Origin of the sequence: Paraburkholderia aromaticivorans (assembly GCF_002278075.1) — a bacterium.
In the GTDB taxonomy this organism is placed as follows: domain Bacteria; phylum Pseudomonadota; class Gammaproteobacteria; order Burkholderiales; family Burkholderiaceae; genus Paraburkholderia; species Paraburkholderia aromaticivorans.
The window spans coordinates 2,865,919-2,886,196 of the sequence record NZ_CP022990.1; the positions used below are offsets into that span (position 1 = coordinate 2,865,919).

A 20,278-nucleotide genomic window follows, 5' to 3' on the forward strand; every position below is an offset into this window, starting at 1 on the left:
TCGAATTGCACGCGTTCGTCTACAATCTTCCGCTGAACGCACGCGCTCGTCCGCGACAATTCGCGCGTCATCAAGGAGACACGCATGCTTGACCTATCGACGCTAGGGACTTTCGTGGCCGTTGTACTCGGGCTTTTTCTGATTCCGGGGCCGGCCGTGCTGCTGGTCTTGACGCGCACCGTGCATGGCGGCCGCAAGGCCGGCATTCTCACCGGCCTCGGTGTCGCGGTAGGCGATTTCATTCATACGCTGGGCGCATCGGTCGGTCTCTCGGCGCTGCTGATGACCTCCGCGCTGGCCTTCAACGCGGTGAAGTTCGTCGGCGCGGCCTACCTCGTCTATCTGGGCATTCGCGCATTGCGCGAAAAGCAGGCGAGCGCGCATATGCCGGCCGTGGCGCCGGTATCGGCCTCGAAAGCCTTCTTCCAGGCCATTCCCGCGGAAGTGCTGAATCCGAAAACGGCGCTGTTCTTTCTGGCGTTTCTGCCGCAGTTCGTTCATCCCGAACATGGCTCCACGTTTCTGCAATTCACCACGCTCGGACTCATCTTTGTCGGCATGAGCACGCTTTATACGACGCTGATCGTGTTGACCATTCGTCCGCTGGGCAAGCTGGTCAGGCGTCTTACGTGGTTGACGCGCTGGCAGAACAAGATCATCGGCGTGCTGTTTATTTCGCTCGGCCTGCGGGTGGCGACCCAAACGCGTTGAACGACCCGCGCGCCCATTTCGCGCCGTCCCGGCGGGACTCGCGCAACCGCGTTCCGGCTAGATGTTGCGGCGCCGTTGCCTGAGGCGGCCTTCACGCGCGTATTCCATCTGACCTTCGGTGCGAACCGCGAGCCGTTCCTGTTCGGCGCGGCTCATCTGCCGCGTATCGTCGATGTCGCCGACACGCAGCACCTCCTGGGCGATCCGGATGCGCAGTGTCATCAACGGTGCGCCCTGTTCGACCAGCGTGCGATCCACTGCGCGCGCTTGCTGCACGCCGCAGTCGATCAGGTTGCGCAACTCCAGCAGCGTGAGCCGCTGCCGCTGGATTTCGAGGATGAGCCGCTGGATGGCCTGCTCGTCACGCGTGCGCCACCAGGCACGCAGTTCGGCGAGCGTGGGAGGGTCGAAGGGTGGAAGGCGCATTGCTCAGACGAAAAATACTGTATATATATACAGTATATCCCGTCTTTTTACGAAATCGCGTAGAGCGTTCGCAGATTCACCGCCTTCGCGGGAGGCGGCGCGAATGGCTCAGCACAACGCGAGCATGATGGACGTGGAAACCACGATGATGAAAAGACACGTGGCGGTGAGAATGTCGTAGGGATAGCGCATGGTGAGTGACCGTCTGACGTGGCGGGTTGTGAAGCCATCATAGGGATAAGCGCACCGCGCGACTGTTAAGCTTTGCAAGACGCAAGGCATCAGCGGGCGTCATGCGCCTGCGTACGATTCGAGAGGCAAACATGAGCGACGCCGCGGCTTGCGCGAGCACGCGCGCACCGGAAATCGAGTTCTGGTTCGACTTCGGCAGCAACTACAGTTACCTGAGCGTGATGCGCATCGAGGCGCTGGCGGCGGCACGGGGCGTGCGCATCGGCTGGCGTCCGTTCCTGCTGGGACCGGTTTTTCGCGACCTCGGTTTCGACAACTCGCCATTCGTGTTGCAGAAGCAGAAGGGCGCCTATGTGTGGAAGGACATGGAACGGCAATGCCGAAAATATGGCATCCCGCTGAAGCGTCCCACCACCTTTCCACGTGCGGCGCTTCTCGCCATGCGCGTGGCGCTGCTCGGCGCGGATCGCGAGTGGATCGCCGGCTACTGCCGCAAGATCATGCAACTTAACTTCGCGCATGACCGTGACATCGGTTCGTTGGAGGTGGTGAGCGAGGCGCTCGACGAACTCGGATTGCCGGCCCCGCAGATCATCGGCGAGGCGCAAGGCCACGCGAACAAACTGCGTTTGCGCGAACAGACCGCAGTGGCGGCCGCAAGGGGTATTTTCGGTGCGCCGACTTTTTTTGTCGGCGATGAAATGTTCTGGGGCAACGACCGGCTGGACGATGCATTGGACTACTGCGAGTCGATCGCCACACGCGGCTAGAATCGTGATTGCGCCGCGTGCGCTCGGCGTTCTCGCGTGCTATTCGTCACCGTGCTGGCAGAAGCGGCGGCCCGGAACGTGCGAGACGACAGCTTGAGCGATTTCGAGCGGCGTGCTCTCGGCGGGTACCACGCGGCGGCATGATTCGGGCGTGTGCTTCATGGTCCATTCGACGAGCCGGTATGAACGTCCCCACGGATGCTGCAACGGGTCCGAGATCTTGCATGAGTGGATCTGGCCGACCCATTCGTTGTCGGGCATGGCGCGCAGATGCTCGAATACCGTGTCTTCATTCATGGTTTGACTCCTTCTTCGCGGGCCTGCAGCCCGTCTTCTGGCGCGTCGTCGACACCCCGGAGAAAAAGCGCCGCCGATGTTCTGGCGGCTTCAACAGGGGATGTTGTGTCTCATGGTTACAGCAAAGAATTAAGCGAGACTTAAGAGCGCGTAAAAGCGTAGTCGGCGCGAACCCTCAAGACCTCATGAAACTGGCCGTTATTAGAGCGGTTGGGGCCGTGGACCCCGCTTCGCCTTCGGGCCCGCACCTCATAACGTGACGAATCTCGCCCAAACGCCGCTTTCCGAGCGCCTTCGCTCGCTCGTCGATACCGTGCAGCACAACGAGCGCACGCTGCGGCGCTTCCAGAACGTCGAGTTGCGTTTGATCGGCGCGCAGGACTTCCCGTCCTTTCTCGACACGTTATTCAGTCAGTTGCCACGTGAATTCTCGCTGACGGGCGTGACGCTCTGGCTCGACGACCGCGCGCCGATGCTGCGCGAACTGCTCGAACCGGTCGCCTTGCAGGCGCTCGAGCAGCCCAGCCTGCGAACCTCGCGCGAAGGCGGCCTGGCCGCACAAGGTCTGTGCGGAGAGGGCCGACCGTGGCTCGGCAAGCTGCGCGACGTGGACGACACGGCGCGGCGCGCTTTCTTCGGCGCGGCCGAAGCGCCGGCAAGTGCGATCCTGCTGCCACTCGCCGCGGGCGCCACCGTCAGCGGCTATCTCTGGCTCGGCAGCGACGACCCTGGGCGTTTCGCGCAAGGCATGGCCACCGACATTCTCGAGCGCTTCGCGAGCATCGTGACGGCGAGTCTCGACAATGTCGCGCATCGCGAGCGGCTGAAACAGCTGGGCATGACCGATTCGTTGACGGGCCTCGCGAATCGCCGCTATTTCGACGAGCGGCTGCGGGAGGAAATGATGCGCGCCGTCCGCTATCGCATGCCGGTGGCGTGCCTGTTCATCGATATCGACAGCTTCAAGCGCATCAACGACACCTACGGCCATCAGACTGGCGACCGCGCATTGGCGGCGGTGGCGGCGTGCGTGCGGCAGCAGGTGCGCCTGGGCGATACCGTGGCGCGCTACGGCGGCGAAGAGTTCGCCGCGCTGCTGCAAGGCGACCGGGCCGACGCGCTCACCGTCGCCGAGCGTGTGCGGCTCGCGGTCGAAAAGCTGGCCTTGCAGGACGACCATGGCGAACGCATCGCGCTGACGGTATCGATCGGCGTGGCGGCGCGGATGGTCGGCGGTACGCCGGCCGAGGCGGCCACGTTGGGCGGCGTGATCATGGAAGAAGCCGATCGCGCGATGTATCAGGCCAAACGCAACGGCCGTAATCGCATTGAAGCACTGGTGAACGCGGGCAGCGATCACGCGACGGATTGACCGGCTGACCGGCGCTCCCCGCCATTCACCTCACGCCGTTCAACTCACGCCATTCAGGTTCGCCGGCGCATCCGGCGGCACGCCGAGCAACTGCAGCGCTCCGCCCGTCACGCCGCTGAACACCGGCCCGGCCACCGTGCCGCCATAGAACGCCTTGCCCGCCGGGTCGTCGATCATCACGGCGACGATCAGCCGTGGATCGCTCATCGGCGCCATGCCGACGAACAGCGCGCGGTAGCGGTTTTTCGCGTAGCTCGCGCCGACCTGCTTGCGCGCCGTGCCGGTCTTGCCGCCGATCCGGTAGCCTTCCACCGTCGCCGCGCGCCCGGTGCCCCCCACGCCGGTGGCCATTTCCAGCATCGAACGGATGGCGCGCGCGGTGGCCGGCGTCGTGACCGTATGGCCCCTGGCCGGAGGTTGCGCGGCGGAGCCCGCGCCATCGCGCAACAGACTCACGCGATGCATCGTGCCGTCGCCGGCATAGGCGGTGTAGACCTGCGCGATCTGCAGCAGGGAGGTGGAAAGCCCGTAGCCATACGCCATGGTCGCCTGTTCGATCGGACGCCAGCGTTTATACGGACGCACCTTGCCCGAGGCCACGCCCGGAAAGGTCACCTCGGGGCGCAGGCCCAGTCCGTATTCCTGATACTTGGTCCAGATTCTTTCGGCCGGCAGATTCAGCGCGAGCTTGGCGAGCGCGATATTGCTCGACTTCTGCACCGCTTCGGCGACGGTCATCGCGCCGTGATTCGAGGTGTCGTGGATCACGGCCGGGCCGATCTTGTACCAGCCGGGCGCGGTATCGATGATGCTCTGCGGCCGCACCTTGCCCTCGTCGATCGACAGCGCGACGACCACCGGCTTGATGGTCGAGCCCGGCTCGAACGTGTCCACCACCGCGCGATTGCGCAACTGGCGGCCGGTCAGGCGGGCGCGGTCGTTCGGATCGAAGCTCGGGTAATTGGCGAGCGCCAGAATTTCGCCGTTGCGCGCGTCGAGCACCACCACGCTGCCGGCTTCGGCGTGATGTTTGGCAATGGCTTCCTTCAACTGCGCGTAAGCGAGCTGCTGGATCCGCCGGTCGATCGTCAGGTGGATGGTTTCGCCGTTCTGCGCGGGCACGAGCGGCCGGGTCTCGGACACTACGCGCCCCAGCCTGTCGCGGATCACTTCGCGCTGGCCGGGCACGCCGAGCAGTTGCTCGTTGACGGCGAGTTCGACGCCTTCCTGGCCGTTGTCCTCGACATCCGTGAAACCGACTACGTGCGCCGCCGATTCGCCTTCGGGGTAAAAGCGCTTCGAATCCGCGATCTGCGTGATGCCGGCGAGGCCTAGTTTCGACAGATGCCCGGCGGTCTCGGCATCCACCTGCCGCTTGAGCAGCACGAAGGTCTTGTCGCCGTTCAGACGCCTGCGCAGCTCCGCCAGCGGCAGATCGAGCAGTTTGGAGAGCGGCGCGACCGCGGCCTCGTCGATCAGCTTCGGCGAGGCCCAGATCTCGTAGGTCGCGAGGCTGACGGCGAGCATCGAGCCGTTGCGATCGACGATCCGCCCGCGTGTCGCGTCGAGTTCGATGGTGCGCTGGTAGCGTTTCTGGCCCTGATCGACATAGAAGTCCTGGTTGACCACCTGCACCCAGAACGCGCGCCCGGCCAGCGCGGCGAACGCGCCGAACATCAGCAGGACGATGAATTTCGAACGCCACATCGGCAGGCGCGCGGCCAGCAACCGGTTCTTCGCGACTGGCGCGTAGGGATCTTGCGACTGCGATTTCTTCTTCTGGATCATGGGGTGCGGAAAACGAACAGCTCGATTGACTTTGTGCCGCCCGAATCGGCAGCGACGAATACCGTGAGTTGCACGGACACTTCGCACGTACCGCGGCAACGGACTTCGCCCTGATTGTAATGAGAACGTAATCTGGATGCGAGATCCATGCAAGCTGATATTGAACGGGCAGGACTCGCGCAACGCTCTGCCGCCGGACGCGGCGCGAGATCGTGCAATACCGGATTCGGCCTGACCGGCCTGCTGTTTCAGGTGTGGCAGGTATTCGCCGGGCAAAGCGGCGCCACGCGGGCCGTGGATGGCGAGGCATGAGCGAGCGCCGCGTTCGGGCACAAAAAAACCGCGCGGACTTGAAAAATCCGCGCGGCTCTTTCGTTCGATTAATGCGTCGACTCCGACGCGGCGTGTTAAAGAGGCGCTCTCCGCCTGTCGAGCGCCTTCTTTTTTGCGTGACTGCTTGTGGCGCTTGCCTGTGCTCTGAAAATACTCAGGCCGGCAGCGAGAAGCTCGAGATCGCTTCGCGCAGCACACCCACCTGATCCTTCAGCGAGTGCGCCGCAGCCGCGGCCTGTTCGACCAGCGCCGCATTCTGCTGCGTGACCTGGTCCATTTCGCCGACCGCCCGATTGACCTGCTCGATGCCCGCGCTCTGTTCGCGCGACGCATTGCTGATCTCTTCGAGAATCTCGTTCACGCGCCGCACCGACTGCACGATTTCGCCCATCGTCGACCCGGCATTGGCGACCAGCGACGCGCCGGCTTCGACCGTATGCGTCGAGGTCTCGATCAAGGCCTTGATTTCCTTCGCCGCCGTGGCCGAGCGTTGCGCGAGGCTGCGCACTTCGGCTGCGACCACCGCGAAGCCGCGGCCCTGTTCGCCCGCGCGGGCCGCTTCCACGGCCGCGTTGAGCGCGAGAATGTTGGTCTGGAAGGCGATGCCGTCGATCACGCCGATGATGTCGCCAATCTGCCGCGAACTGGTGGTGATCTCGCCCATCGTGCGCACCACGTCGTCGACCACGCGGCTGCCGCGCGTGGCGACATCCGCGGCCTGGCCGGCGAGGTGCGCGGCCTGCTGCGCGCTGTCCGCGTTCTGCTTCACGTTGACCGTCATCTGGTCCATGCTCGACGCCGTTTCGACGAGCGCGGCGGCCTGTTCTTCGGTGCGCTGCGAGAGATCCGTGTTGCCGGCGGCAATTTCGGTCGCGCCGATATTGATGTTTTCCGTGCCGAGACGCACCCGCGACACGGTTTCGACGAGACCGGCCTGCATCGTCTGGAGCGCGTGCAACAGACTGCCGGCGCTGTCCGGGCGCACCGGCACGCGCGTGGCGAGATTGCCGTGCGCCATCAACCGCGCGTGCTCCACGGCGGCTTCGAGATCGCCGCCGAGCGAGCGGCGAATGCTGCGCAACACCAGCAGCATCACGGCGGTGGCGATCGCACCGAGCGTGACGGTGATCACGAGCCAGCGCAGCAAACTGGCGTAGAAGGCGCTTTGCACGTCGTCCATATACATGCCGGTGACGATGTACCAGTCCCACGGCGCGAAGTGCAGCGCGTAGCTGGTTTTGGCCACCGGTTTGTCGCTGCCCGGCTTGGCCCACAGATAGTCGACGAAGCCGCCGCCTTCGCGATTGCCCGCGGTGACGATATCGGTGAACAGATGGTTGCCCGCCGGATCGACGAACTGCCCGAGATTCTTGCCGACCATTTCGGGCTTGAACGGATGCATCAGCATGACCGGTTGCGAATCGTTGACGGAGATGTAGCCGTCCTTGCCGTAGCGCATGGCCGCGAGGGTGACGAGCGCCTGCTTTCTGGCTTCGTCTTCGGTCATTGTGTGCTGTTGCGCGAGCGTGTAGTAGCGGCCGACGATATGGTTGGCCTGGTCGATCAGCGCTTGCAACTGATCGCGGCGGTCGGAAATCATCGAGGCGCGGTTTTGCCAGGCGCCGAAGCCGCCGATCAGGATCAGGCCGATCCAGAGAACGGCGACCATCGAGGCCAGTTTCTTGTTCAAAGTCATAGCGGTTTTTGCTTTCGCACAGTGGTCGGTCAGGATGGGGTTCGCTTCAGGCGATTGGCTTGTCGCTTACCGTGTTTACGGCGTGCCGCTATGCGCTCCGCAGGGCAGGGGAAACCCGCTATCGGACTGTGCTATTCGTCTGACTAAAAAGCGTTTTTACGGTCGGGATCGCATTTTGATGCCTGCTTGGTCGCGGCTTATTTATTTGATATTGATTCGAGCGGGGCTTTCCCCGCATTGGGATCGCAAATGCCGGCACTTCTCAATCGGGATTAATAGTTAAGACGCTTCGGCAATAAATGGCTGCGTATTTGAAGCGTCGCGGTCGCCACAACTGGTTATCGCCGAAGCCGGTCAACGGTAATGCTGGTCTGCTTCCTGACAAGGGTTGCGGCAGGATTCCACAAAACGCCAATAAAATCCAAGCGGCCGGCGCATTACCCGATTTGCTAAAAACGACACATTTTTCCACTTATCCGCAAATAGAGAAAGCGATTGTCACGGAAAAGACGAGTAATTAGAAATTCCGCTATAGTCGCCATTTTCCAGACGTCAGTCGGGCAACAGAAGAGCACCAATAAGCCCGCCACCAGGAGTAAAAAAAATGAACGCCCGCGAACCTGCTTTCGTCTCCGCTTCCCGCAGCGCGCGCCTGCGCCAGATGCTCGTCAGCAACGAACTCGAATTCATGATGGAGGCCCATAACGGCCTGTCCGCGCGGATCGTCCGCGAAGCCGGTTTCAAGGCGATCTGGGGCTCGGGCCTCGCGATCTCCGCGCAATTCGGCGTGCGCGACAACAACGAAGCAAGCTGGACGCAAGTCGTCGACACGCTCGAATTCATGGCCGACGCGAGCGACCTGCCGATCCTCCTCGACGGCGATACCGGCTACGGCAATTTCAACAACGTGCGCCGCCTCGTGCGCAAGCTCGAACAGCGCGGCATTGCCGGCGTGTGTATCGAGGACAAGCAGTTTCCCAAGACCAACAGCTTCATCAACGGCGAAGCGCAACCGCTCGCCGATATGGACGAGTTCTGCGGCAAGATTAAAGCCGGTAAAGACTCGCAGCTGGATGAAGACTTTTCGATCGTCGCGCGCGTGGAAGCGTTGATTGCCGGCTGGGGTATGGACGAGGCGCTGCGTCGCGCGGAAGCGTACCGTCAAGCCGGCGCGGATGCGATCCTGATTCACAGCAAGCTCTCGCGCCCCGACGAAATTCTCGAGTTCGCCCGCGAATGGGCGGGCCGTGCTCCGCTCGTGATCGTGCCGACCAAGTACTACAGCACGCCCACCGAAGTATTCCGCGAAGCCGGCATCAGCACGGTGATCTGGGCGAACCATCTGATTCGCGCGGCAACCTCGGCCATGCAGGCGGTCGCGAGGGAAATTCACGCGAGCGAAACGCTCGTCAACGTGGAAGACAGCATCGCCGCCGTCAACGAAATCTTCCGTCTGCAAGACGCCGACGAATACTCGGAAGCCGAAGACCGCTACCTGTCGAGCGGCCGCGCGGCCGGCTCCGCGGTCGTGCTTGCGGCAAGCCGCGGCAAGGGCCTCGAAGCCGTCACCGAAGACCGTCCGAAAGTCATGCTGCCGATCGCCGGCAAGCCGCTGTTGCGCTGGCTCGTCGATGCATTCAAGAAGCAGGGCGTGAACGACATCACCGTGGTCGGCGGTTATCGCGCCGATGCGATCGACACGGCCGGCATCAAGCTCGTCGTCAACGAACGCCATGCGCACACCGGCGAACTCGCGTCGCTTGCCTGCGCGGTGGACAAGCTGGCGGGCGACACGGTCGTCTCGTACGGCGATCTGCTGTTCCGCAGCTATATCCTGCGCGATCTGGTGGAAAGCGATGCGGCGTTCAGCGTGGTGGTCGATTCGTCGCTGACCGACGCGGAAAACGCCAGCGTGCGCGATTTCGCGTGGTGCTCGGCGGCCGACGACCGGGGCCTGTTCGGCAACAAGGTCGTGCTGCGTCACGTATCGAGCGGGCAGGACGCAACCTCGTCGATCGCGTCGCAAACGCCGCATGGCCGCTGGGTCGGCCTGCTGAACGTGCGCGGCGAAGGCCTTGAGCGTTTGCAGGCGGTCATGAGCCGCTTGCAGGCGCGCCCGGATTTCGCGACGCTCGATATGCCCGCGTTGCTGAACGCGCTGATCGAAGCGGGCGAATCGATCGAGGTGCAATACGTGCACGGCCATTGGCGCGGCGTGAACGACCTCGAAGACTTCCGCCGCGCGGGCGACTTCGCGCATGCGCAAGCGCCGTTCGCGGCCGGTGACACGGCAACCGGCGTGGCAGCGGACCCAGCGAGCGGAGCTGCGCAATGATCGAGGCTGCACAGTTCGTCGAGGCGGCGCGCGAGCGCGGCTTCGACTGGTATGCGGGCGTGCCGTGTTCGTATCTGACGCCGTTCATCAACTACGTGTTGCAGGACGAGTCGCTGCATTACGTATCGGCGGCCAACGAGGGCGACGCCGTCGCCCTGATCGCGGGCGTCACGCTCGGCGCGCGCAATGGCCGGCGCGGCATCACCATGATGCAGAACTCCGGCCTCGGCAACGCCGTGAGCCCGTTGACCTCGCTCACGTGGACCTTCCGGCTGCCGCAACTGCTGATCGTCACGTGGCGCGGCCAGCCCGGTGTCGCCGACGAACCGCAGCACGCGCTGATGGGCCCAGTCACCCCCGCAATGCTCGAAACGATGGAGATCCCCTGGGAAACGTTTCCGACCGAAGCCGGCGCGATCGGCCCGGCTCTCGATCGTGCCATCGCGCATATGGATCAAACCGGCCGGCCGTATGCGTTGGTGATGCAAAAGGGCAGCGTGGCGCCGTACGAGTTGAAGGACAGCGGCGCGAGCGCGCGCCGTGAGCCCGTTACGCCGCAGTCGCGGTTCGCAAACCTCGCACCGGGCGAACTCGCTTCGCGGCACGACGCGCTGAACAAGGTGATCGGGCACACGCCGCTCGAATCGACGGTGGTGCTCGCCTCGACGGGATTTTGCGGGCGCGAACTCTACGCGATCGACGACCGTCCGAACCAGTTGTACATGGTCGGCTCGATGGGTTGCGTGACGCCGTTCGCGCTGGGTCTGGCGCTCGCGCGTCCCGATCTGCACGTGGTCGCGCTCGACGGCGACGGCGCCGCGCTGATGCGCATGGGCGCGTTCGCGACCCTCGGCGCATACGGTCCGTCGAATCTCACGCACGTGCTGCTCGATAACGGCGCGCACGATTCCACCGGCGGTCAGGCCACGGTGTCGTCGCAGGTTTCGTTTGCGGGCGTGGCCGCGGCGTGCGGCTATGCGTCGGCGGTGGAAAGCGACGACGTGGCCGTGATCGACGACCTGTTCGAAGCGGCGCCGCTCGACGGCCCGCGCTTCGTGCGTCTGGCGATTCGCCGCGGCACGCCCGACGGGCTGCCGCGTCCCACCATTACTCCGCCCGATGTGAAGACGCGTCTGATGCGCCACATCGGCGCCGCTTAACGCAAGTCAAGGAGCGTTCATGCTGCTACTCAATCCCGGCCCGGTGACGCTCACCGAACGCGTTCGCAACAGCCTGTTGCAGACGGATCTGTGCCATCGCGAGAGCGAGTTTTTCGATTTGCAGGAAGAGGCCCGCACGCGTCTGGTCGATCTGTACGGTCTCGATGCCGGGCAATGGCAAGCGGTCCTGATGACCGGCTCCGGCACGGCGGCCGTCGAAAGCATGACCGCCGCGCTGGTGCCGCAGAACGGCAAGCTGCTCGTCGTGGAAAACGGCGTGTACGGCGAGCGCATTTCGCAGATCGCCACGCAGTACGGCATCGCGCATGAATCGCTGAAGCACGACTGGATGCAGGCGCCCGACCTTGAGAAAATCGCCGCGCGCCTCGACGCGGACAAGGCGTTCACGCACGTCGCCGTGATCCATCACGAAACCACCACGGGCCGCCTGAACGATCTGGCGGCGCTCGGCGCGCTGTGCCGCGATCGGGGTCTGCGTTTGCTGGTGGACGGCGTGAGCAGTTTCGGCGCCGAATCGATCGATTTCGCCGACACCAGTCTCGACGCGGTGGCCGCCACGGCGAACAAGTGTCTGCATGGCGTGCCGGGCGCGTCGTTCGTGCTGGTGCGGCGCGCCGCGCTCGAGCAGGCGGCGAGCCGCACGTACTACCTCGATCTCGGACGCCTTGCGCGTTTGCAGGATCAGCGCAACACGCCGTTCACGCCGTCGGTGCATGCGTACTACGCACTGGTCGAAGCGCTGCGCGAACTCGCCGACGAAGGCGGTTGGCGCGCGCGTCATGCGCGCTACGCGGCGCTCGCCGAACAGGCGCGGGCAGGTCTCGCCGAGCGCGGCATCGGCAGCGTGTTGCCGCCGGAGCAGTCGTCGGTGGTGCTGCGCGCGTACCGTTTGCCGGCCGGCATCGCGTATCCGCAACTGCACGACGCGCTGAAGGCGCGCGGCTTCGTGATTTACGCGGGGCAAGGCGGCTTGTCGGCGGAACTGTTCCGCATCTCGACGATGGGCAACATTCACGCCGCCGACATCGAGCGTCTGTTGCAAGGCTTTACCGAACTGACGCGTTGATTCGCGCCTCCGGATGCTGGCCGCGCGACGCGGTCACACCGGATCTTTGTCCGGCGGCCCATCGGGCTGCTGCGGTTCCTCGGTGTGGTGGCCGGGCGACGGCGGCACCAGCGGATCGGCTTCCGGGTCGCGGTTCGGATCGGCATTGGGATCGGGAATCGGACTGGTATGCATGTCGTAGCTCATGACGGTACCTTTGGGGTGAGAAGAGGACGGTGCGGGCGGCAGGGACGAACCCGCGCCGGCCGTTCTCTTCAAGCGTAGCCGTTTCCGGCGCGCCGCGTCGTCTACTTTTTCACGCGACGGCCTACGCTGAGCTGCCAGTAACGCTCGGTGGCGAAAATGTCCTCGTAATTGCCCGCGCCGAATGCGCGCAACTGGCTTGCGTAAGCGTTGACGGCTTCGCGTTTGAGTTGCAAGCGGCGTTGCAGATCGATCGTATGGCTCGCGCTCGGGTGAGCCGGTGTCGCGACAATGCCGCGCTGCGCGAGATCGGCGAGCCGCGCCTGCACCACGCCGGGCGTGCGGCGGTGAATCGCTTCCTCGTAGCCGAACCACGTGAGATGCGACAGGCGCGGCAGGATTTCGCAGCAGGCTTCGAACACCCGCACGTGGTCGTCGTGATACAGGCCGAGCGGCATCAGCAGCGTGTTCGCGGTGGTGCGGTAGATGGTTTCTTCGAGCGCCGCCGCCAGTTTGCCGATCGACGGCGAGTCCAGGTACTGGCTGTCGCGAAACGGCATGCGCAACGGGATCGCATCGAGCACTTCGAGTGCGCGGTTGTCTTCCAGCGTGCGCTCGTGGATGGCCTGAAGTGCGTCCGTGAAGCCCGACTTTTCGTCCCATTCGGTGTGCATCGGCTGCTCGGGCGGCGCGGCGAACACCGTGCAGACCGCGGCGTCGGGATGCGCGGCGAGCAACGCGCCGCAACTGAAGACGGCGTCGTCGAAGTGGGGCGAGACAATAAAAAGGCGTGGGCTGGTTTCGCTCATGGGACGTGTGATGGGTTCGCGACGCGCGGGCCGTGGTCAGGGTTGTCCGAGGCTCGGGCGTCGCACCGGTGGGGAAAAGCGCGGCGTCACATCAGCTTAGGCGGAATTGGCGTGGCTTGCGCGGCCCGTTCGTGGCGCGCAAGTGGCGTGCCTGAGCACGGCGCTCGGGTGGCGGGTTCCCGTAGAGGCTCACCGTGGTGGGCCAACTGGCTCCTGAACCTGCTCACCTTGGCGCAGCCTGAACGGCAAGCTGGCGGCCGGCTCCATCGCCAACCTCGCCGCGCGACCGAACGCCGCCACCATGCCCGCGACGATATCCTCGCGCAGCCGGCCGTCGGCCATTTTCAGCGCGTACGACGGATGCCACGTCGGCACGATCAGCCGCCCGCCGTGATCGATGGTTTGCCCCAGATATTCCGACAGATTGACGTGCGCGCCGGTCAGCGCCTTCAGCGCGGTTGCGCCGAGCGTGACCACCACGCGCGGCGCGACCTGCGCGAGCTCCTGTTCCAGCCAGTAATGGCAAGCCTCGACCTCGCGCGGCGCGGGCGTGCGGTGTACGCGCTGCTGATCGAGCGTTTCCCACTTGTAGTGCTTGACGGCGTAAGTCAGATACAGCGCCGCGCGGTCGAGCCCGGCGCGCGCGAGCACCGTGTCCAGCAATTGACCGGCGGGTCCGCTGAAGGGCGCGCCGCTCTGGTTCTCGTCCTCGCCGGGTTGTTCGCCGACCGCCATGATCGCCGCCTGAACCGGCCCGGCGCCCGCAACGGCCTGCTTTGCGTTGCGCCACAACGCGCAGCGCCGACAGGTGGACAACGGGCCGGTGGGCTCGCGCAACGGCGGCGTCACCGCCGAATATTCGACTGGCGGCATTGCCGGGACGGTGACGGTGCCGCTCTGCGCGCCGAGACGGCTGCGCTCGCGTGCGAGGTGCGCGGGCAGCGGCGGGCCCGCGGGCGGCGTTCTCCAGTAGCGCAGCGGCACGGGTGCCGGCGCGACGTTGAAGACGCTGGCGTAATACGCGAGCCAGAGCGCCTCGGTGGGTTCGCTGGTCGTGGCTTCGCCGGCCATGGCGCCCGGCGGCAACACCGGCGCGGCCGGCGGGTTCGGCTGCTGGCTCGCGGAACGAGGGCGCGCGGCGTGGCCGCCGTTATCCGCTGCCGGCCCGCCGCTTCGCAGCAACATGCCGTTCCAGAATGCCGCGCCTTGCGGCGTGGCCAGCATCCACGTGGAATCGCCCATACGCTCGGCGAAGCGCGCGGCGGCCCGTTCCAGCTGATCGTGATGCGGTTCGTACCAGCCGACGAATTCCGGCAGGCCCATCGACGGGTCGCGCCGCCTGAACAGGGTGAGCAGCACCAGATCGGCGGTTTCGTGCTCCACTGACCGGATGCGTTGATCGAGCAGCGCGCCGTCGCGGTCTTGCGGATCGACGACATGGCGCTCGCCGTGTGTCCAACGCCACAGGATGCGGTAGAGCAGGGACCAGCGGTCCGGCGCCCGGTAGCAGGCCGCCGTTTTCAGCCGGGCGAGCAGTTCACGAGGGATCGCGGGGGCGGCGACCGGCGGCGCGGCAGTGGAGCTGTCGGGAATATCGGCGCTGTGTGGGCCGGCATTGCCCGATGATCCCGAAGTGCACTCGACCCACTCCACCCACTCCACCCACTCGATCCGCTCCGGCTCGATCCCTTGCCGCAGCAGTTCCCGCGCCGCGCGGCGCCAGGCGGCAAAAGACGGTTCGATTGCAATGCTTTTCATGCGGACGCGCCACGGGCAAGCGGCAAACAGCGCGCTCGTCCGTGCGGACAAAATACTGTATGGATGTACAGTATGCGCCTGAACGGCCGCCCGGATCAAGTGTGGCGGCTGTCAGTAAACAGAATTGGTTGGACTAGCGCGCAGTTAGCTAGTCTCGAAAGCACGGAATTGGCTGGACTGCCGGGAAAGCGCGGGAATCAAAGGACTGCCGCGCGGACGGGGGCGCTCCCCGGCAACGTGCCGATAAGACTTTGATTAGAAAGGGTGAGAGACGCTTGACGACCCTCAACGGCCGTGCTGGCAATCCAGGTCAACGGCCGGTCGGTCACGCAACCTTTCGAACCGGCGCGACGCGGGCCGCTCGCACACTCCGGCAAATCCAACGAATTCGCGTCACAATCCGGCGAGTCCAGTTTATTCGGTTCCGCGTCATCTGGCGCGTGACCGAATTTGTTGCCAGGTGCTTGATTTTTGATGACGCCCAGTCCAACGAATTCCGAATCCCTGCAGCCGCTTCGCCACTGCGCCATGGCACGATTGCCGCGCCGGCGTCACGCCGCCTAGACGTTGCGCAGATCCTCAGGCGTATCGACATCGCGCAAAATGCCCGCGTCGTCGACATCCAGCCGCGTCACCCGGTGAGACATGAAGAGGGACCTCGCGCCGGCATCGCCGTCGAGCGCCAGCAGCGCGTCGCGATGTTCGATGCCGAAGCCGACCGGATGCCCGCGCTGCCCCTGATAAAACGGCGCGACCAGCGACGCGCCGCCGTCGAGCGCGCGCGCCACGTCTTCGATCGTCGAGGTGGCGATGCGCGGCATGTCCGCGAGCGCGACGATCCAGCCCTCGGCGCCTTCGCTGGCCTCGACGCCGGCCGCGAGACTCGCGCCCATGCCGCGTTCGGCGTCCAGCGCGAACACCACGTCGCAACCGGCGTCGTTGAGCAGCCGCGCGAGCGCGTCCGAACCCGGCCGCACCACGGCCAGCACCCGCGTCGCGACCCGCAGCAGCCGATGAGCGGATTCGTGTGCGACCGGTGTGCCGTCGGGCATGCGCGCAAGCAGTTTATTGTGCAGGCCGTCCGGGTCGAAGCGCGAACCGAAGCCGGCGGCGAGCAACACGCCAGTGGCGAGTGAGGCGTAGGCCATGGGCGGGCACCGGGAGAAAAGATGAGATCGATTGTGCGATGCAACGCAGCCGTAGGCAAGCGCCAATGCATATGCACGGCGCTTGCTCTCCCGCTTGCTATCCTCTTCATGCGCTTGCCCGCTTTCGGCCCGCTTTCGCCCGCTGATCTACAACGCATCGCCTTCACCATGAATCGCATCGGCGCGCGGGAAGGCGCGCGCATCAAACCTGCATCGGGCTCATCACTTTGTCGAGCGTGATGGGCAGGTCTCGCACGCGCACGCCGGTGGCGTGATACACCGAGTTCGCGAGCGCCGCCGGCACGCCCGTAATGCCGATCTCGCCGATGCCGCGCACCCCGAGCGAGTTGATATAGGGATCCGGCCGGTCGATAAAGGTAATGTCGAGCGAACCGATGTCGGCATTCACCGGCACGTGATACTCCGCGAGATTCGCGTTGGTGAAGCGGCCATAGCGGGTATCCACCGGACTCTCTTCCTGCAGCGCCGCCCCCACGCCCCATACGATGCCGCCCATCAACTGGCTGCGCGCCGTCTTCTGGTTGAGCACGCGTCCCACGTCGTACACGGCCACTACGCGCGGCACCCGGATCGTGCCGAGGTCGGCATCCACATGCACTTCCACGAACACCGCGCCGAACGAGTGAAACGAGTATTTCTGCTTTTCGTCGCCGGGCTTGACGGTCGCGATCGCCTCGATCGGCTTGCCGCCCGAGCGCGCGATGATCGCCGCCGCCGGATCGCGCCTCGCCGGTTGCGAGCGGCTGGTTACCCAGCCGTTTTCCACGGTGATGTCGTCGAGCGCGATGCCGTGCACGGGTGAAGCCTGATCGGCGAGCGCCAGCGCGATCAACTGGCCGCGCACCTGGCTCGCCGCGTCGCGCACGGCCGGCGACACGCTCGCCGCCGATTGCGATCCGCCCGACACCGGCGCTCTGGGCAGCGACGAATCGCCGAGCGCGAAGTGGATGCTTTCCGGCGCGAAGCCGAGCGCGTCGGCGGCCACCTGGGTCATCACGGTATAGGTGCCAGTGCCGATGTCCTGAGTGCCGGAGGCGACCATCGCCGTGCCGTCCGGCAAGATCCGCGCAATCGCGCTGGCTTCGCTGCGATTGGCCGGATAAGTGGCGCTCGCCATGCCCATGCCGATCAGCGTGTCGCCGTTGCGCATCGAGCGAGGAGCGCTCGTGCGCCGCGACCAGCCGAATTTCTCGGCGCCGATCTGATAGCACTCGCGCAAGGACTTTCCCGACCACGGCTTGTTTTCCTGCGGGTCGGTCTCGGCGTAATTCTTGATGCGCAACGCGAGCGGGTCCATGTTCAAGGCCACGGCGAGTTCGTCGATCGCGGATTCGAGCGCGAATGAACCGGTGGTTTCTCCCGGCGCGCGCATGAAGGTCGGCGTGCCGAGATTGAGCGGCACGATGCGGTGCGTGGTCACCTGATTGGGCACCGCGTACAGCATGCGTGTGACCATGCAGCAGGTCTCGGTCCAGTCTTCGATCACCGAGGTGGTCGAGATGCTGTCGTGACGCATGGCGGTGAGCGTGCCGTCGCGCCGCGCGGCGAGCACGAAGTGCTGCTCGGTGCGCGGACGCGCGCCGACCGGGCCGAACATCTGCGGCCGTTCGAGCACGAGCCGCACGGGGCGTCCGGTCTGTTTCGCCGCCATCGCGCACAACGACACATGCGACCACGACGAACCCTTGCAACCGAAACCGCCGCCCACGAACGGCGAAATTACGCGCACGTCGGCGGGTGACATGCCGAGCGTCTTCGCGACCGCCTGCGCCGCGCTGCTGACGCCTTGCGTCGAATCGTAGAGCGTGAGCTGCGGACCGTCCCAGCGCGCCATCGTGGCGTGCGGCTCCATCGGATTGTGATGCTCGATCGGCGTGGTGTAGGTCGCGTTGACGTGCACGGTGCCGCTTTGCATGCCGTCGTCGAAGCTGCCGCGTTGCGTGTCGGTTTGCCGGCCTTGCGGTTTGTCCGGCGCGTGCGCGTTCGGTTTGGCTTGCGCGAAGTCGGTGGTCGCGGCGCCGCTCTGATAGGTGATGCGCAACTGGCGCGCGGCGTCCGTGGCATGTTCGAGCGTATCGGCCACCACCACGGCGACCGGCTCGTTGCTGTAGTGAACCTGGTTGTCCTGAAGCAGCGACAGGCGGCGTCCTGCCGGCGGCGCCAACGCGGGCTTGCCGCCGTTGGGCAAACGCGGCGCGTTCTGATAGGTCATCACGAGCAGCACGCCGGGCAGCGCCTGGGCGCGGCTCGCATCGATCGACGCGATGGTGCCGCGCGCAATCGTGCTCGTGACCAGCACCGCATGGGCAAGACGTGCCTCGGGAAATTCGGCGGCATAACGCGCTTCGCCGGTGACTTTGAGCAGACCGTCGGTGCGGTCGAACGGTTGACCGATCAGATTCATGCGACACCTCCCGCGTGGCCTGCGGCCTGATTGACTGCGCGCACGATCGCGCGCTGCGCGAGCTGCACCTTGAAACGATTGTCGTGTTGCGGCCGGGCTTCGCGTAATGCGGCGGCAGCGGCGTTGTTCAGGGTGGCCTGGGTGAGCGGCTGGCCATTGAGCATCTGTTCCGCGGCGCTGGCGCGCCATGGCTTGTGCGCGACGCCGCCCAGCGCGATACGCGCGGTCCTCACGCGATCGCCATCCATCTGCAACGCGGCGGCAACCGAGACCAACGCGAATGCGTAACTGGCGCGGTCACGCACCTTCAGATAATGAGAGTTCGCGCTGAAGAGCGGCGGTGGCAGATCGACGGCCGTAATCAGTTCGCCCGGTTGCAACGTGGTATCGACATCGGGCCGCTCGCCAGGCAGCCGGTGAAAATCGGCGAACGCAATGGTCCGCTCGCCCGCGGGGCCGCTCACGCGCACCACGGCATCGAGCGCGGCGAGCGCCACGCTCATGTCCGACGGATTCACCGCGATGCATTGGGGACTCGCACCGAGAATCGCATGCGTGCGATTGTGGCCGTCGAGCGCCGCGCAGCCGCTGCCCGGCATGCGTTTGTTGCACTGCGTGAAGGCCGTGTCGTAGAAGTAGCCGCAACGGGTGCGCTGCAGCAGATTGCCGCCGACCGTCGCCATATTGCGCAGTTGCGACGACGCGCCCGACAAAAATGCTTGCGACAGCAACGGGTAGTGTTCGCGCACCAGCGCGTGGTTGGCCGCATCGCTATTGCGCACCAGCGCGCCGATCCGGATGCCGCCGTCAGGCAGCATCGTGACCGTATCGAGCCCGTGGATATGCGTGATATCGATCAGCCGCACCGGCCGCGCTACGCCGCCCTTCATCAGATCGAGCAGGTTGGTGCCGCCGCCGATGAATACCGCCCCCGGCTGCTGCGCCGCCCGCACTGCGCCGGCAACATCGCCGGCGCGTTCGTAAGAGATCGCATCCATGCTGTCGCTCCTCAGGCGCTGCGGCGGTTGCCGCTGCCCGTCGTGTCGCTGCCGGCGGCGCTGCCATTTTGCGCGCCGCCTTCGTGCACCGCGCGCACGGCGGCCACGATATTCGCGTACGCGCCGCAGCGGCAAAGATTGCCGCTCATGCGTTCGCGGATTTCGTCGTCGGAGAGTTGCGGCGGGCGGCTGCGAACATCGGCCGTCACGGTGCTCGCGGTGCCGGTACGAAATTCATTCAGAAGGGCAGTCGCGGAGCACAACTGCCCGGGCGTGCAGTAACCGCACTGAAAGGCATCGTGTTCGATGAACGCGCGCTGCATCGGACTCAATACGCCGTTGCTGGCGAGCCCTTCGACCGTCGTAATGTTCTCGCCCTCGTGCATCACGGCGAGCGTCAGACAGGAGTTGATGCGCCGGCCATCGGCGAGCACGGTGCAGGCGCCGCATTGTCCGCGATCGCAGCCCTTCTTCGTGCCCATCAGCCCCGCGTATTCGCGCAATGCGTCGAGCAGGGTGACGCGCGGCTCGAGTTGCAGCGTGTAAGCGCGGCCGTTCACGGTCAGGGTGACCGGGCGCGGCGGCACGGCTTGCCGGGCCTGTACGGCAGGCGCGGCCGGGGTCTGGGTTTGCGCGCGCAGATGCGGCGCCGCGCCGACCGTGGCGGCAGCGGCAGCCGATTGGAGAAAGCGGCGGCGGGAAGGTTGGGGCGGGGTGGCGGCTGACTCGTCACTCGGATCCTGACATTCGTTATGCGTGGACATGACGTTCTGTTGACTCCGTCGAAAGG

Annotated in this window: 19 protein-coding genes; 8 read left to right on the top strand and 11 right to left on the bottom strand. The window is 65.3% G+C overall.

Annotation, left to right across the window (positions count from 1 at the left end; all coding sequences use genetic code 11):
• Window positions 1–84: 84 nt before the first annotated feature.
• Window positions 85–711, top strand: coding sequence for a LysE family translocator (locus tag CJU94_RS32385; RefSeq protein ID WP_095422599.1), 627 nt, complete (start codon window positions 85–87; stop codon window positions 709–711).
• Between the two features lie 57 nt (window positions 712–768).
• Here CJU94_RS32385 and CJU94_RS32390 read toward each other — a convergent pair whose 3' ends face one another.
• Window positions 769–1,137: a hypothetical protein gene (locus CJU94_RS32390; protein WP_095422600.1), complete on the bottom strand. Its 369-nt coding sequence runs from the start codon at window positions 1,135–1,137 to the stop codon at window positions 769–771.
• Window positions 1,138–1,460: 323 nt separating this feature from the next.
• Between CJU94_RS32390 and CJU94_RS32395 the strand changes: the two genes are divergently transcribed.
• Window positions 1,461–2,099: a 2-hydroxychromene-2-carboxylate isomerase gene (locus CJU94_RS32395; protein WP_095422897.1), complete on the top strand. Its 639-nt coding sequence runs from the start codon at window positions 1,461–1,463 to the stop codon at window positions 2,097–2,099.
• Between the two features lie 39 nt (window positions 2,100–2,138).
• Here CJU94_RS32395 and CJU94_RS32400 read toward each other — a convergent pair whose 3' ends face one another.
• The gene (locus tag CJU94_RS32400) at window positions 2,139–2,396 is read right to left on the bottom strand and encodes a DUF2866 domain-containing protein (RefSeq protein WP_095422601.1); all 258 of its coding nucleotides are present in this window, start codon (window positions 2,394–2,396) and stop codon (window positions 2,139–2,141) included.
• 256 nt (window positions 2,397–2,652) lie between these two features.
• Between CJU94_RS32400 and CJU94_RS32405 the strand changes: the two genes are divergently transcribed.
• Complete coding sequence (locus CJU94_RS32405; RefSeq protein ID WP_095422602.1) at window positions 2,653–3,768, top strand: GGDEF domain-containing protein; 1,116 nt, start codon at window positions 2,653–2,655, stop codon at window positions 3,766–3,768.
• A 39-nt stretch (window positions 3,769–3,807) separates the two neighbouring features.
• Here the strand turns inward: CJU94_RS32405 and CJU94_RS32410 are convergent, their stop codons facing one another.
• A complete protein-coding gene (locus CJU94_RS32410) occupies window positions 3,808–5,556 on the bottom strand; it encodes a peptidoglycan D,D-transpeptidase FtsI family protein (RefSeq protein WP_095422603.1) in 1,749 nt (582 codons plus the stop codon).
• A gap of 147 nt (window positions 5,557–5,703) precedes the next feature.
• Between CJU94_RS32410 and CJU94_RS41045 the strand changes: the two genes are divergently transcribed.
• Entirely contained in the window at window positions 5,704–5,868 is a 165-nt protein-coding gene (locus tag CJU94_RS41045) for a hypothetical protein (protein WP_157763833.1), read from the top strand.
• A gap of 175 nt (window positions 5,869–6,043) precedes the next feature.
• Here the strand turns inward: CJU94_RS41045 and CJU94_RS32415 are convergent, their stop codons facing one another.
• Window positions 6,044–7,585, bottom strand: coding sequence for a methyl-accepting chemotaxis protein (locus CJU94_RS32415; protein WP_095422604.1), 1,542 nt, complete (start codon window positions 7,583–7,585; stop codon window positions 6,044–6,046).
• A gap of 299 nt (window positions 7,586–7,884) precedes the next feature.
• Here CJU94_RS32415 and CJU94_RS41050 point away from each other — a divergent pair, with 299 nt between their 5' ends.
• The 4 genes from CJU94_RS41050 (at window position 7,885) to CJU94_RS32430 (ending at window position 12,167) form a co-directional block, all read left to right on the top strand.
• Complete coding sequence (locus tag CJU94_RS41050) at window positions 7,885–8,106, top strand: hypothetical protein (RefSeq protein ID WP_157763834.1); 222 nt, start codon at window positions 7,885–7,887, stop codon at window positions 8,104–8,106.
• Window positions 8,107–8,189: 83 nt separating this feature from the next.
• Window positions 8,190–9,920: a phosphoenolpyruvate mutase gene (gene aepX / locus CJU94_RS32420; RefSeq protein WP_095422605.1), complete on the top strand. Its 1,731-nt coding sequence runs from the start codon at window positions 8,190–8,192 to the stop codon at window positions 9,918–9,920.
• The gene (gene aepY, locus CJU94_RS32425; RefSeq protein WP_095422606.1) at window positions 9,917–11,080 is read left to right on the top strand and encodes a phosphonopyruvate decarboxylase; all 1,164 of its coding nucleotides are present in this window, start codon (window positions 9,917–9,919) and stop codon (window positions 11,078–11,080) included. Before aepX ends, aepY begins: the two co-directional genes overlap by 4 nt.
• A 19-nt stretch (window positions 11,081–11,099) precedes the next feature.
• Window positions 11,100–12,167 (top strand): 2-aminoethylphosphonate aminotransferase, encoded by a 1,068-nt coding sequence (locus CJU94_RS32430; protein WP_095422607.1) that lies wholly within the window; start codon window positions 11,100–11,102, stop codon window positions 12,165–12,167.
• A 33-nt stretch (window positions 12,168–12,200) separates the two neighbouring features.
• On the opposite strand, the gene CJU94_RS41495 is transcribed toward CJU94_RS32430, so the two are convergent.
• The 7 genes from CJU94_RS41495 to CJU94_RS32460 form a co-directional block, all read right to left on the bottom strand.
• Complete coding sequence (locus CJU94_RS41495) at window positions 12,201–12,353, bottom strand: hypothetical protein (protein ID WP_007176551.1); 153 nt, start codon at window positions 12,351–12,353, stop codon at window positions 12,201–12,203.
• A 101-nt stretch (window positions 12,354–12,454) separates the two neighbouring features.
• On the bottom strand, window positions 12,455–13,159 hold the full coding sequence (locus tag CJU94_RS32435) for a PIG-L deacetylase family protein (protein ID WP_095422608.1): 705 nt from the start codon (window positions 13,157–13,159) through the stop codon (window positions 12,455–12,457).
• 189 nt (window positions 13,160–13,348) lie between these two features.
• The gene (locus CJU94_RS32440; protein ID WP_095422609.1) at window positions 13,349–14,917 is read right to left on the bottom strand and encodes a UdgX family uracil-DNA binding protein; all 1,569 of its coding nucleotides are present in this window, start codon (window positions 14,915–14,917) and stop codon (window positions 13,349–13,351) included.
• Between the two features lie 560 nt (window positions 14,918–15,477).
• A complete protein-coding gene (locus CJU94_RS32445; protein WP_095422610.1) occupies window positions 15,478–16,065 on the bottom strand; it encodes a nucleotidyltransferase family protein in 588 nt (195 codons plus the stop codon).
• A gap of 202 nt (window positions 16,066–16,267) precedes the next feature.
• Window positions 16,268–18,490 carry a xanthine dehydrogenase family protein molybdopterin-binding subunit gene (locus CJU94_RS32450; protein ID WP_095422611.1) on the bottom strand — a complete coding sequence of 741 codons (2,223 nt, stop codon included), beginning with the start codon at window positions 18,488–18,490 and terminating at the stop codon, window positions 16,268–16,270.
• Window positions 18,487–19,488 carry an FAD binding domain-containing protein gene (locus tag CJU94_RS32455; protein WP_095422612.1) on the bottom strand — a complete coding sequence of 334 codons (1,002 nt, stop codon included), beginning with the start codon at window positions 19,486–19,488 and terminating at the stop codon, window positions 18,487–18,489. Before CJU94_RS32455 ends, CJU94_RS32450 begins: the two co-directional genes overlap by 4 nt.
• 11 nt (window positions 19,489–19,499) lie before the next feature.
• A complete protein-coding gene (locus CJU94_RS32460) occupies window positions 19,500–20,252 on the bottom strand; it encodes a 2Fe-2S iron-sulfur cluster-binding protein (RefSeq protein WP_095422613.1) in 753 nt (250 codons plus the stop codon).
• Between the last annotated feature and the right edge of the window lie 26 nt (window positions 20,253–20,278).